This window comes from Saccharopolyspora cebuensis (genome assembly GCF_039542665.1).
GTDB lineage: Bacteria > Actinomycetota > Actinomycetes > Mycobacteriales > Pseudonocardiaceae > Saccharopolyspora > Saccharopolyspora cebuensis.
In genome coordinates this window covers 293,573-306,412 of sequence record NZ_BAABII010000012.1, presented here as the reverse complement: position 1 = coordinate 306,412, position 12,840 = coordinate 293,573, and the positions used below count along the sequence as shown (strand labels likewise).

Here is a 12,840-nt window from a genome sequence, read left to right as displayed (position 1 = left end):
GGACGAGTCAGCCGCGGAGGCTTCGGCGGTAGGTCTCCGGGGCGGCCAGCATCGCGGCCGCGGCGATGAGCGCGCCGACTGCGATCAGCGCCGCGACGCTCCACGCCGCCCCGCCGGACCACAGGATCAGCGAGGTCGCCAGCAGCGGGGTGAAGCCGCCCAGCAGCACGCTGCCCACCTGGTAGCCGATGGAGAGCCCGCTGTAGCGCAGCCGGGGCTCAAACAGCTCGGTGTAGAACGCCGCGATCGGCGCGAACACCGCGCCGTGCGGCACGGCGAGCGCGATCGCCAGGGCCAGCGCGATCAGGCCGGGCGACCGGGTGTCGACCAGCCAGAAGAACGGCCAGGCGTAGGCGGCCATGAACAGCGCACCGCCGATGAACACCGGTTTGCGGCCGAGCCGGTCCGACAACGCGCCCCACAGCGGCAGCGCCACGATGTTCAGCGCGGCGGCCAGCATCACCCCGGACAGCCCCACCTGCCGGGGCAGGTCGAGCTGCTGGGTGATGTAGGTGAGGATGAAGACGGTGAACACGTAGTAGTTCCCGCCTTCGGCGAAGCGCACCCCGATGGCGATCAGCAGCTCCTTCGGGTGCGTCCGCAGCACCTCGACCAGCGGACGGCGCGACGTCCCCGCCGAGGTCGCCGCCACGAACGATTCCGGCTCGCTGACCTTGAACCGGATGTAGAGGCCGACCAGCGCGAGCACGATGCTGAGCAGGAACGGCACCCGCCAGCCCCAGCTCATCAGCTCCGGCTCGGGCAGCAGCGACATCAGGCTGAACGCCCCGGTGCCCAGCAGCAGTCCCGCCGACACCCCGGTCTGCGGCCAGGCGCCGTACCGGCCGCGGCTGCCGTCCGGCGCGTGTTCGACGGCCATCAGCACGGCGCCGCCCCACTCGCCGCCGACCGCGAAGCCCTGGACCAGCCGCAGCAGCACCAGCAGCGCCGGGGCGGCGACGCCGATCTGCTCGTAGGTCGGCAGCAGTCCGATCAGCGCGGTGGCCGCGCCCATGGTCGTCAGCGTCATCACCAGCGTCGCCTTGCGGCCGATGCGGTCGCCGTAGTGCCCGGCGACGAAACCGCCGACCGGGCGGGCGATGAACCCGGCGGCGAAGGTGCCGAACGCGGCCAGCGTGCCCGCGATCGGGCTGATGTCGCTGAAGAAGAGCTGGTTGAAGATGAGCGCCGCGGCGGTGCCGTAGATGGTGAAGTCGTACCACTCGATGACGCTGCCGATGGTGCTCGCGGTCAGCGTCCTGGTCGCCGATGGGCCACCGGCACGCGTCGTTGCGTTGGAGGTCATGGGCTGTGCGCTTTCTGCTCGGCGGTCAGGGGCGCGTGGTCGGGGGCGCCCACGGCAGCGCGGCGTCGCCGTACCGGGCGGCTCGGACGTCGCCGGAGCGGGCGTGCCCCTCGAACAGCTCGACGCGGGCCGCCCGGCCGCAGACCTCGCCGAGGCGTGCGCTGGCGGCCGGATCGGTGACCTCCTGGTAGGTCACCGTCTTCAGGTACTTGCCCACCCAGAGGCCGCCGGTGTAGCGGGCGGCGCCGCGGGTCGGCAGCACGTGGTTGGTGCCGATCACCTTGTCCCCGTAGGACACGCAGGTGCCCTCGCCGAGGAACAGGGCGCCGTAGTTGCGCATCACCTCCAGCGCCTCGCGCGGGCGGGCGGTGAGCACCTGCACGTGCTCGCTGGCGTAGGTGTCGGCGAGCGCGTAGGCGGCGTCGAGGTCGTCGACGACGTGCACCTCGCCGTGGTCCCGCCAGGCGGGCTCGGCGTTGTCCCGGGTCGGCATGTCCGGCAGCAGCGCGTCGACGTGCTCCAGGACCGTGCGCCCGAGGGATTCCGAGGTGGTGATGAGCACCGCGGGCGAGTCCGGGCCGTGCTCGGCCTGGCTGAGCAGGTCGACGGCGACGACGAACGGGTCCGCGGTCTCGTCGGCGAGGACGAGGATCTCGGTGGGCCCGGCGAACAGGTCGATCCCGATCTCGCCGTAGAGCTGGCGCTTGGCCTCGGCGACGAACGCGTTGCCCGGTCCGGCCAGCATGTCCACCGGCGCCATGCTCTCGGTGCCCAACGCCATGCTCACCACGGCCTGCACCCCGCCGAGCAGGTGGATCTCGTCGGCCCCGGCGAGGTGCATCGCGGCCACGGTGGCGGCCGGGACCTCGCCGCGGATCGGCGGCGTGCAGGCCACGACGCGCGGCACGCCGGCCGCCTTGGCCGTCAGGATGGTCATGTGCGCCGAGGCGAGCAGCGGGTAGCGACCGCCGGGCACGTAGGCGCCCGCGGCGGAGACCGGGATGTGCTTCTGCCCGAGGTGGACGCCGGGCAGCGTTTCGACCTCGAACTCCCGCATCGACGCGAGCTGGTGCTCGGCGAACCCGCGCACCTGCTGCTGGACGAACTCGATGTCGTCGAGGACCTGCTGCGGCACCCGGCCGACGATCTCGGCGATCTCGGCGTCGGAGAGCCGGAAGGACTCGGGCTCCCAGCGGTCGAACGTGGCGGAGTGCTCGCGGACGGCCTGGTCACCGCGCCGGCGGATGTCGGCGATGAGGTCCGCGACCTTCTCGCGCACGTCCGGCGGGGAGCTCGTGGTGGAGCCGGTGGCGGCCGGGGATTTCAGGACGACGGGCATGGCTGCGTGATCCTTCCGCTGGGTGCGGACCTGCGATGTGCGGACCTGTGCTGTGCGGACCTGCGATGTGCGCGGACCTGCGATGTTTACGTACACATCGCACGGTAGGCCGCTAGGATGATTACGTAAACCCCGATGTTCGCTTGCTCGATCCAGCCCACGGGAGGTCGTCGTTGGTCACCAGCCGGGACGTCGCGCGGTTGGCCGGGGTGTCGCAGATGACGGTCTCCCGGGTGCTCCAGGGCAGCACCAAGGTCGCCGCCGGCACCCGCGACCGGGTGCTCGCCGCGATGCGGGAGTCCGGCTACCAGCCGAACGCCGCGGCGCGCACCATGCGGACCCGGCGCACCGCCACCATCGGCGTCGTCGTCGCCGACATCACCAACCCCTTCTACCCGCAGCTCCTCGAAGCCGTCGGGCGCGCGCTGGGCGAGGCCGGACAGCGGATGGTGCTGTGGAACGCGCCGGATTCCGGGGGGACGAGCGCGCTGGAGGCGCTCGACGAAGGCACCGTCGACGGCCTGCTGTTCACCACCGCGACCGAGACGTCACCGGGCCTGGCCGACGCGGTGGAGCGCGGTCAGCCGATCGCCCTGCTGCACCGCGGCCTCGACGGGCTCGACTGCGACCAGGTCACCACCGACAACGTCGCGGGCGGGCGCGCGGTGGCCGACTACCTCGTCGGTACCGGGCACACCCGCATCGGCTTCCTCGCCGGGCCCGACCTGCCCGCCACCGCCCGGCACCGGGAACGCGGTTTCCGCGACCGGCTCGCCGAACTGGGGCACCCGCTGGCGGATCCGCTCGTGGCGCGCGGCGGGTTCTCCCACGACGTCGCCCGGTCCGCGACGCGCGACCTGCTGTCCCGGCAGGACCCGCCCACCGCCGTGTTCTGCGCCAACGACCTCACCGCGCTCGGCGCGGTCGACGGCGCGGTGTCGCTGGGCAAGCGGGTGCCTGCGGACGTCTGGGTGGTCGGCTACGACGACATCGCCATGACGTCCTGGGATTCCTACGACCTCACCACCGTCCGGCAGCCGATCGCCGACATGTCCCGCGCGGCGGTCCGCCTGCTGCTGGCGCGGATCGACGACCGCGACCGCCCCGCTCGCGTCGAGGAGTTCCCCTGCGAGCTCGTGGTGCGCGGGTCCACCGCCGGAACCCCGCAGCCGTCCGCGGTGGACACCTGAGGCCCGCCGCTCAGGGCACCAGGAACTCGCTGTCCCGCGCGTCGGTGATCGCCATGTGGCCGGGGGCGTGGCCGATGGCGAACGGCGGGCGGGAGTGCATGACGGCCGCCTGCGGCGTCACCCCGCACGCCCAGAACACCGGGACCTCACCCGGCCGGACCTCCACCGGTTCGCCGAAGTCCGGGGCACCGAGGTCGGCGATGCCGAGCGCCTCCGGGGCGCCGACGTGCACCGGCGCGCCGTGCACCGCCGGGTAGCGGGAGGTCACCCGCACCGCCGTGGCGACCTGCTCGGCCGGGACCGGGCGCATCGACACGACCTGCGGGCCCGCGAGCCTGCCCGCCGGGCGGCACCGCGCGTTCGTCCGGTACATCGGGACGTTGCCGCCGGTCTCGATGTGGCGCACCCCGACGCCCGCCTCCAGCAGCGCCGCCTCGAAGGTGAAGCTGCACCCGATCAGGAACGCGACCAGGTCCTCGCGCCACAGGTCGGCGACGTCGGTGCGCTCCTCGACCAGCTCGCCGTCGCGGTAGACCCGGTAGGCGGGCAGGTCGGTGCGCAGGTCCCCGGCGAAGCGCGGCGCGCTGGTCTCCCCGGGCTCGGTCACCTCCAGCACCGGGCACGACTTCGGGTTGCGCTGGGCGAACAGCAGGAAGTCGTAGGCGAAGTCGCGGGGCAGCGCGATCAGGTTCGCCTGCGTCCACCCGGCGCTGAAGCCGGAGGTGGGCGCCCGCGTCCCGGCGCGGAACAGCTCGCGCGCCTGCTCGGGGGTCAGCTCCCTCGGATCGGTCATGCGGTCCTCCTCGTGCTCGCCGCCCGGAAGCGGATGCGCTGCCCCGGCGGGGCCTGCGCGGCCTTGTCCACGTCGGCGGCGGTCACCACGGCGATCACCGGGTAGCCGCCGGTCACCGGGTGATCGGCCAGGAACAGCGTCGGACGCGACGACGGCGGCACCTGGAGCGCGCCGGACACCATGCCCTCGCTGGGCAGTTCGTCGGTGCGGCGGCGCGGCAGCTCCGGCCCGGCCAGCTTCATCCCGACCCGGTCGCAGTCCGCGGTGACCTCGTACCGGCTGGTCAGCAGCGCCCGCAGCGCGTCCTCGGTGAACCAGTCGTCGCGCGGGCCCGGGTGGACCCGCAGCACCAGTTCGCCCGCCGGGTGCGCGGGCACCGGGGCGACGTCGACCACCGGGAACCGCTCCGGCGGCGGTCCCACCGGCAGCCGCGTCCCCGGGGCCAAGGGGTCGGGCCCGAGCCCGGCGAGCACATCGGTGGCCCGCGAGCCGAGCACCGGCTCGACGTCGAGCCCGCCGCGCACCGCGAGGTAGCTGCGCAGGCCGGTGCCCGGCGTGCCGAGCCGCAGCCGCGCGCCCGCCGCCAGCCGCACCGGCGCGTTCACCGCCGCCGACCGGCCGTCGACCGCCACCGGGCACGGCGCGCCGGTCACCGCGACGGTCACCGCGCGGTGCGCGCGCAGCTCCAGCCCGCCGAAGGTGACCTCGACGGCCGCGGCGCCCTCGTCGTTGCCGAGCAGCCGGTTCGCCAGCCGCAGCGCGCCCCGGTCGGCGGCGCCCGACGGCCCCACGCCGATGTCGGCGAGCCCGGGGCGCCCGAGGTCCTGGACGGTGGCCAGCGGTCCGGTCGCCAGGACCTCCAGCATCAGGCCACCTCCTCGAACCGGACCCGCACGCCCGGCCGCAGCAGCGCGGGCGGGTCGCGGTCGACCTGCCAGATCACCAGGTCGGTGCGGCCGATGAGCTGCCAGCCGCCGGGTGACTCGCGCGGGTAGATCCCGCTGAACTCCCCGGCCAGCCCGACCGCGCCAGCCGGGACCTTGGTGCGGGACTCGGCGCGGCGCGGCACCGCCAGCTCGGCGGGACCGCCCGCGAGGTAGCCGAACCCGGGCGCGAACCCGCCGAAGGCGACGGTCCACTCCGCGGCGGTGTGCCGGTCGACGACCTCGCGCGCGGTGAGCCCGGTCAGCTCGGCGACGTCGGCGAGGTCGGCCCCGTCGTAGACCACCGGGACCCGGACCAGCTCACCACCGCCGCGCCCGCTCTCGCGCGGCCGGGCGGCGCGCACCTCGTGCTCGATCCGGCGGACGTCCGCGGTGCTCGGGTCCAGGTGCAGCAGCAGGGTGCGGGCGGCGGGCACCAGGTCCACCACCCCCTCCGGGGGCGCGTCGGCCAGCGCCGCGTGCAGCGCCTGCACCGAGGCGAGGTCGGCCAGTTCGACGATCAGCCCGGAATCGGCGCACGGGAGGAACCGCATCCGGTCACCGGGCCCGCGCGCTGAACGAGCCCAGCTCGACGCCCTCGGCGGCCAGCCGGTCCCGGACCGCCCGCGCGATGCCGACCGCGTCGGGGCTGTCCCCGTGCACGCAGATCGAGTCGGCGCGCACCACGATCGACGAGCCGTCCGCGGCCTCGATCGGTTCGCCCCGGGCGATCCGCACGCAGCGGTCCGCGATCGCCGCCGGGTCGTGCAGCACCGCGCCCGGTTCCCGGCGGGACACCAAGGTGCCCTCGGGGGTGTAGGCGCGGTCGGCGAAGGCTTCCTGGAACACCGGCAGCCCCGCGTCGGCGGCCAGGGCGAGGAACCGCGACCCCGGCAGGCCCAGCACCGGCATCGCGGGGTCGAAGGCCCGCACCGCCGCGACCACGGCGGCGGCCTGCTCCTCGTGGTGCACGATCGCGTTGTAGAGCGCGCCGTGCGGCTTGACGTAGCGGATGTCGGTGCCCGCGATCCGGGCGAAACCCGCGAGCGCGCCCATCTGGTAGACGACGTCGTCGGTCAGCTCGGCGGGCGGCACGTCGATGAACCGCCTGCCGAAACCGGGCAGGTCGCGGTAGCCGACGTGGGCGCCGACCGCGACGCCGCGCGCGGCGGCCAGGTCCACCGCCCGGCGCAGCACGGTGGCGTCCCCGGCGTGGTAGCCGCAGGCGACGTTGGCGCTGGTCACGATGCCCAGCAGCGCCTCGTCGTCGGTGAGCTCCCAGCGCCCGAAGCCCTCCGCGAGGTCCGAGTTCAAGTCCATCCCAGTGCTCCTCACTGCCACAGCGCGGCGATCCCGGTCAGCGAGCTGATGCCCAGGTACACCGTCAACGACCAGGCCAGCAACCCGACGACCAGCAACCAGCGCGGGTAGCGGTACCCGGCCATCAGATCGCGCCGGCGCAGGGCGACCCACATCAGCACGCCGAAGCCGACCGGCAGGATCAGCCCGTTGAGCGCACCGGCGAGCACCAGGATCGTCGTCGGCGCCTGGTCGAGGAGCAGGAACACCGCGGCCGAGAGCACCACGAAGGCCACGACCAGCCAGTTGCGGCGGCGCCGGAGCCCCGGGGAGAAGGTGACCAGGAACGAGACCGAGGTGTAGGCGGCGCCGACCACCGAGCTGATGCTCGCGGCCCACAGGACCACGCCGAACAGCCGCAGCCCGATCTCGCCCGCCGCGTGCTGGAACGCCTCGGCGGTGGGGTTGGCCGAGGTCAGCGTCACCCCGGCGGCCACGACGCCGAGCACGGCGAGGAACAGCACCGCGCGCATCACGCCGGTGACCAGCAGCGACACGATGGAGCTGCGGCTGACCTCGGCGACCTTCTCCGGCCCGGTCACCCCGGCGTCGACCAACCGGTGCGCCCCGGCGTAGGTGATGTACCCGCCGACGGTGCCGCCGATGAGCGTGATGATCGGCAGGAAGTCGACCTCGTCGGGCCAGACCGACTGCCGCAGCGCATCGCCGACCGGCGGGTTCGAGGAGATCGCCACGAACAGCGTCAGGGCGATCATCACCACGCCGAGCACGACCACGATGCGGTCCATCGCGACCCCGGCCTTCCTGCTCAGGAAGATCGCGATGGCGATCAGCGCGGAGAGCGCGCCGCCGATCTTGACGTCGAGGCCGAACAGCGCGTCCAGCCCCAGCGAGGTGCCCGCGATGTTGCCGACGTTGAACACCAGGCCGCCGAAGACGACCAGCGCCGCCATCAGGTAACCGAGGCCCGGCACCACCTTGTTGCCGAGGTCCTGGGCGAACATCCCGGACACCCCGATGACCCGCCAGACGTTCAGCTGGACGGCGATGTCGATCAGGATCGTGACCAGGATGACGAACGCGAACGCGGCCCCGAGCTGCATGGTGAACTCGGTCGTCTGCGTGATGAAGCCGGGTCCGATGGCGCTGGTCGCCATGAGGAACACGGCTCCGAGCAGCGTGCTGCGCTTCGCCGCCGAAGGCGGGCGCGCGGTGGGCGCTTCGTCGGCCATTTCACTCCGATCACCGGGGTGGCACCGCGTTGAGCAGGGCGATGCGAGGTCAAGGCGGCAGCCGGAGCTGCGTTGCGGGACAAGATAATGAATTGTTGAACAATTCTGCAATACCCTCCCGTGGGACAATCTCGTTACACTGCGTGCGAATGATCTCCGACCGCGGCGTGAGGAGCCCGATGACCACCACGGACGCGTGGGAGGACCTGCTGGCGGCCGACCGGTCGCTGCTCGACCGGACGAGCACCGCCGAGCGGGTCTCCGACGTGCTGCGGCAGCGGATCATCGAGGGCGCCCTGGCCCCCGGCACCCGGCTGTCCGAGGAGAGCGCCGGGCGGGCGCTGGCGGTCTCCCGCAACACGCTGCGCGAGGCGTTCCGGCTCTTGGTGCACGAGCGCCTGCTGGTGCACGAGTTCCACCGCGGCGTGTTCGTCCGGGTGCTCACCGCCGAGGACGTCGTGGACCTGTACCGGATCCGGCGGCTGCTGGAGACCAGCGCGGTGCGCCGCGCCACCGACGCGCCCCGCGAGCTCGTGGTCGCGGTGGGCGACGCGGTGAGCCGCGGCGAGCAGGCCGCCACCGGGAGCCGCTGGTGGGACGTCGGCACCGCGAACATGCTGTTCCACCAGGCCCTCGCGGCGCTGGCGGGCAGCCCGCGGGTGGACGAGACGATGCGCCAGCTCCTCGCCGAGCTCCGGCTGGCCTTCCACGTGATGTCCCGGCCGCGCGAGTTCCACGAGCCGTACCTGGAGCTGAACCGGGCCATCGCCGACCTGATCGACGCGGGCGCGATGGAGGACGCCGCCGCCCGCCTCGACGACTACTTCGACGAAGCGGAACGGCAGCTCGTCGACGCCTACCGCGCCTACGGCACCTGAGCCGCCGCATCCGAGTGAGGGGCACCCTGTACCAAGTGACGTGGTACAGGGTGCCCCTCACTCACCTCACGAACGGGTGAGGGCGAGCTGGGTGAGGGGCACCCTTGCCCAAGTTACTGGGATGAGGGTGCCCCTCACCCGGATGCGGAGATCACCTGGGCGGGTGGTGGTCACAGCCCGGCGAACAGGTCGTCCTCCCAGCCGTACGGGCCGCTGCCCGGGCCGCGCTCACCGCGCACCAGCAGGTAGTGCTCCACCGCGAACTCCGGGCTGGCGACCATGCCCGCGAAGAAGTCGTCGCCGTCGAGGTCCACCTGGCTGCGGTAGCGGCGCATCGCGGCCACCTTCGCGGGGTGGAACTCCCGGCCGTCCAGCACCGCGGTCAGCTCCTCGTCGGGGACCGAGTGCGCGGTGAACCCCTCGATGCCCATCGCCTCGATCTTCTCGATCGTCGAGCGCGGCAACGTCGACCAGTACACCTTCGCCACCCGCCAGGGTTCGCCCAGCTCCGGCGCGTATCCCGGGTCGGCGGCGGGTTCCAGCGCCTCCATCAAGGCCCGGTGCGCGGCGATGTGGTCGGGATGCCCGTAGCCGCCCACCTCGTCGTAGGTCACCGCCACCTGCGGGCGTTCCGCGCGCAGGATCCGCACCATCTCGCGGGTGATCTCGGCGCGGTCGGCGCCCGCGAACGACCCGGGGGCGGAATTGCCCTCGGTCCCGACCATCCCGCTGTCCCGCCAGCGGCCCGCGCCGCCGAGCCAGTGGTGCCGCACCGGCCCGTACTCGACCAGCGCGTCGGCGATCTCCTCGCGCCGGTGCGCGCCGAGCGCCTCCGGATCGTCGCGCAGGTGCGCCAGGTCGTCGGTGACCACCTCGCCGAGCTCCCCGCTGGTGCAGGTCACCAGCGACACCGCCGCCCCTTCGGCGCAGTACCGCGCCATCGTGGCCCCGGTGGCCGTCGACTCGTCGTCCGGATGCGCGTGCACCAGCAGCAGGCGGCGTTCGTCCATGGACCCGACACTACCGAGTGACCCCGACGCCCCTGCCGGGATCCAGCGGGCTCATCCCGCGGGCACCAGGACCACCCACACCTGCCCGGGGGCGAACGGGAGGACCTCGCCCGCGGGGCTCCGGTAGGTGGTGCCCGCGTCCGGCGCGGGCCGGGACCAGGTGCCCTCGAACGCCCGGCCGTCGCGCAGCACCACCGCACGACCGGTGCCGACGGTCTCCGCGAACGGCGAGACGTTGCCGCCGACGTCCTGGATCCGGGAGCCGGTGACCCGGACGTGCTGGAGCACGACGGTGCTGGCCAGCACCGGGGTCCCGTCGGCGGTCGCGTAGGGCTCGCCGTCCATCGACACCCGCCACCCGCGCTCGGCCTCGGTCCAGCCGAACCCGATGCGCGCGGCCCGGTAGCGCACCTCGTGCGCCTCGGTCGGCACCCCGCCGGGCGGTGCGGCGCCGAAGACCAGCGGGAACCGCGGCGACCACGGCTGCCCGGCGGGCAACCGCCCGGTGCGGACGTAGAGGTCGTGCGGCGGCCGTCCGGCACCCCGGTAGAACGCCCCGGGGACCTCGCGGGGCGAGGCGGCCACGACGGGGGCCCGGTGGATCTCCGGCAGCAGCTCGGGCGCGGCGCCGGAGAAGGCCAGCGCCGGGCGTCCGTACTGGCCGAGCAGCCGCAGGTCGGTCTGCCGGGCGCTGCGCACCGGTCCGACGACCGGCGGGATCTCGGAGGCGAACACGCCGATCAGCCGGGAGATCCCGGCCTCGACCGGCTCGACGTGGACCAGGTCGGCGGCCTCCAGCCCGGTGGGCGGCCGACCGGCCGGCGCGTTGTCGATCTTGACCGCCAGCACCGGCGGACCCGGTGGCGGAGGCGGCGGCGCCTCGGGTGGCTCCTCGGCGGCCCGGATCGCGGTCCGGGCGGGCTGCACGCCCGTCGGCTGCCCCGCCAACCCGGCCAGAACCAGCACCAGCGCGGCGATCAGGACGCCGAGGACGCGTAATCGCCACATCGCACTCTCCCCCACCCGTGCCGCACCACCACCTTCCCCGTTTCACCCGTCCGGTACAAGCCCGCCACGCTCCGCGACCACCGCCCCGCCCCGGTCCGCGGCCGAGACCGGCGTCGGCCGGGCGAAGACCCCGTCCGGCCCACGACAACGGCGCCGACGTGGCGAAACATGGCGTTGACACCGGGACGACGCGAAACATACGGTCGTTCACGATCTCAACCAGTGTTCGAAATCTCAGACGCTCGGAGCGCCGGATGCCGACCACCTCCACCACCCAGACCCTCATCCACCTGCGCGCCGTGGACGACGTCGCCATCGCCGGAACGGACCTCAGCGCGGGGACCGACGTCGCGGTCGCGGGCACCTCCGTCGTGCTGCGCGACGACGTCCCGCGCGGCCACAAGGTCGCCGTGCACCCCATCGCCGCCGGCGCCGAAGTGCGGCGCTACGGGCAGGTGATCGGCTTCGGCGGTCGCGACATCGCTCCGGGCGAGCACGTCCACCTGCACAACCTGGAGTACCGCGAGTTCGAGCGGCGCTACGAGTTCTCCGTCGACGCCGCACCGCAGCAGCTCGTCCCCGAAGCGCAGCGGCGCACCTTCGAGGGCTACGTCCGCTCCGACGGCAAGGTCGGCACCCGCAACTACCTCGGCGTGCTGACCAGCGTCAACTGCTCGGCCACCGCCGCGAAGCTGATCGCCCAGCAGATGCGCTTCTCCGGCGTGCTCGACGACTTCCCGAACGTCGACGGCGTCGTCGCGCTGACCCACGGCACCGGCTGCGGGATGGCGCCCGACGGCGAGGGCATCGACACGCTGCGCCGGGTGATGCGCGGCTACCTCACCCACCCGAACTTCGCCGGATTCCTGGTGCTGGGCCTGGGCTGCGAGGACAACCAGATCGTCAAGCTCACCGAGGACGTCGCGCTCCGCGAGGGCCTGCCGATCACCACCGCCACCATCCAGGAGCTCGGCGGCACCACCAAGACCGTCCGGGAAGGCGTCGGGCGGCTCACCGAACTGCTGCCCGAGGTCGACGCGGTGCGGCGCACCACCGTCCCGGCCAGCGAGCTGATCCTCGGCACCAACTGCGGCGGCTCGGACTCCTACTCCGGCATCACCGCGAACCCGGCGCTCGGCGCCGCCGTGGACCTGCTCGCCGCGCAGGGCGGCACCGGGATCGTCGGCGAGACCCCCGAGATCTACGGCACCGAGCACATGCTGGTCCGCCGCGCCGCCACCCGCGAGGTCGGCGAGAAGCTGCTCGCCAAGATCGACTGGTGGCGCGACTACACCGCCAAGAACGGCGGCTCGATGGACAACAACCCCTCGCCGGGCAACAAGGCGGGCGGGCTCACCACCATCCTGGAGAAGTCGCTGGGCGCGGTGGCCAAGGGCGGCACCACGACGCTCACCGACGTGGTCGACTACGGGGCTCCGGTCACCACCCCGGGTTTCGTCTTCATGGACACCCCCGGCTACGACCCGGTGTCGGTGACCGGGATCGTCGCGGGCGGCGCGAACGTCGTCTGCTTCACCACCGGTCGGGGGTCGGCGTTCGGCTGCTCGCCGGTGCCCAGCCTCAAGCTCGCCACCAACACCCCGCTCTACCAGCACATGAGCGAGGACATGGACATCAACTGCGGCGGCGTGATCGACGGCGAGATCAGCGTCGAGGCCCTCGGCGAGCAGATCTTCGACCACGTCCTGCGGGTGGCCTCCGGCGAGCACACCCAGAGCGAGGACCTCGGCTACGGCGAGGAGGAGTTCGTCCCCTGGCACATCGGCACCGTGATGTGACCGAGTGAGGGGCACCTTCATCCGACTATGCCGGTGCCCCTC

General features: G+C 73.3%; 12 protein-coding genes. 3 read left to right on the top strand and 9 right to left on the bottom strand.

The window, feature by feature from the left end; all coding sequences use genetic code 11:
• Positions 1-7 precede the first annotated feature (7 nt).
• Both ABD976_RS18825 and hisD read right to left on the bottom strand, forming a co-directional pair.
• Positions 8-1,306, bottom strand: coding sequence for an MFS transporter (locus ABD976_RS18825; protein WP_345364938.1), 1,299 nt, complete (start codon positions 1,304-1,306; stop codon positions 8-10).
• 25 nt (positions 1,307-1,331) lie between these two features.
• Positions 1,332-2,645, bottom strand: a complete 1,314-nt coding sequence (hisD, locus tag ABD976_RS18820) for a histidinol dehydrogenase (protein WP_345364937.1) — start codon at positions 2,643-2,645, stop codon at positions 1,332-1,334.
• A gap of 173 nt (positions 2,646-2,818) precedes the next feature.
• Here hisD and ABD976_RS18815 point away from each other — a divergent pair, with 173 nt between their 5' ends.
• Positions 2,819-3,835: a LacI family DNA-binding transcriptional regulator gene (locus tag ABD976_RS18815; RefSeq protein WP_345364935.1), complete on the top strand. Its 1,017-nt coding sequence runs from the start codon at positions 2,819-2,821 to the stop codon at positions 3,833-3,835.
• A 10-nt stretch (positions 3,836-3,845) separates the two neighbouring features.
• On the opposite strand, the gene ABD976_RS18810 is transcribed toward ABD976_RS18815, so the two are convergent.
• The 5 genes from ABD976_RS18810 to ABD976_RS18790 are packed head-to-tail and all read right to left on the bottom strand — an operon-like array spanning position 3,846 to position 8,103.
• Positions 3,846-4,610: a putative hydro-lyase gene (locus ABD976_RS18810; protein ID WP_345365050.1), complete on the bottom strand. Its 765-nt coding sequence runs from the start codon at positions 4,608-4,610 to the stop codon at positions 3,846-3,848.
• A gap of 14 nt (positions 4,611-4,624) precedes the next feature.
• Positions 4,625-5,494 (bottom strand): 5-oxoprolinase subunit C family protein, encoded by an 870-nt coding sequence (locus ABD976_RS18805; RefSeq protein ID WP_345364933.1) that lies wholly within the window; start codon positions 5,492-5,494, stop codon positions 4,625-4,627.
• Entirely contained in the window at positions 5,494-6,105 is a 612-nt protein-coding gene (locus ABD976_RS18800) for a 5-oxoprolinase subunit B family protein (protein WP_345364931.1), read from the bottom strand. Before ABD976_RS18800 ends, ABD976_RS18805 begins: the two co-directional genes overlap by 1 nt.
• A 4-nt stretch (positions 6,106-6,109) precedes the next feature.
• On the bottom strand, positions 6,110-6,871 hold the full coding sequence (locus ABD976_RS18795; protein ID WP_345364929.1) for a LamB/YcsF family protein: 762 nt from the start codon (positions 6,869-6,871) through the stop codon (positions 6,110-6,112).
• An 11-nt stretch (positions 6,872-6,882) separates the two neighbouring features.
• Positions 6,883-8,103 carry an NRAMP family divalent metal transporter gene (locus tag ABD976_RS18790; protein ID WP_345364927.1) on the bottom strand — a complete coding sequence of 407 codons (1,221 nt, stop codon included), beginning with the start codon at positions 8,101-8,103 and terminating at the stop codon, positions 6,883-6,885.
• Between the two features lie 179 nt (positions 8,104-8,282).
• On the opposite strand from ABD976_RS18790, the gene ABD976_RS18785 reads away from it, so the two are divergent.
• Positions 8,283-8,981, top strand: a complete 699-nt coding sequence (locus tag ABD976_RS18785) for a GntR family transcriptional regulator (protein WP_345364925.1) — start codon at positions 8,283-8,285, stop codon at positions 8,979-8,981.
• 170 nt (positions 8,982-9,151) lie between these two features.
• Here the strand turns inward: ABD976_RS18785 and mshB are convergent, their stop codons facing one another.
• Complete coding sequence (gene mshB, locus ABD976_RS18780) at positions 9,152-9,973, bottom strand: N-acetyl-1-D-myo-inositol-2-amino-2-deoxy-alpha-D-glucopyranoside deacetylase (protein WP_345365048.1); 822 nt, start codon at positions 9,971-9,973, stop codon at positions 9,152-9,154.
• A 69-nt stretch (positions 9,974-10,042) separates the two neighbouring features.
• On the bottom strand, positions 10,043-10,999 hold the full coding sequence (locus tag ABD976_RS18775) for a DUF3048 domain-containing protein (RefSeq protein ID WP_345364923.1): 957 nt from the start codon (positions 10,997-10,999) through the stop codon (positions 10,043-10,045).
• Positions 11,000-11,253: 254 nt separating this feature from the next.
• Here ABD976_RS18775 and ABD976_RS18770 point away from each other — a divergent pair, with 254 nt between their 5' ends.
• Positions 11,254-12,798, top strand: coding sequence for a UxaA family hydrolase (locus ABD976_RS18770; RefSeq protein WP_345364921.1), 1,545 nt, complete (start codon positions 11,254-11,256; stop codon positions 12,796-12,798).
• The last annotated feature ends 42 nt before the right edge of the window (positions 12,799-12,840 follow it).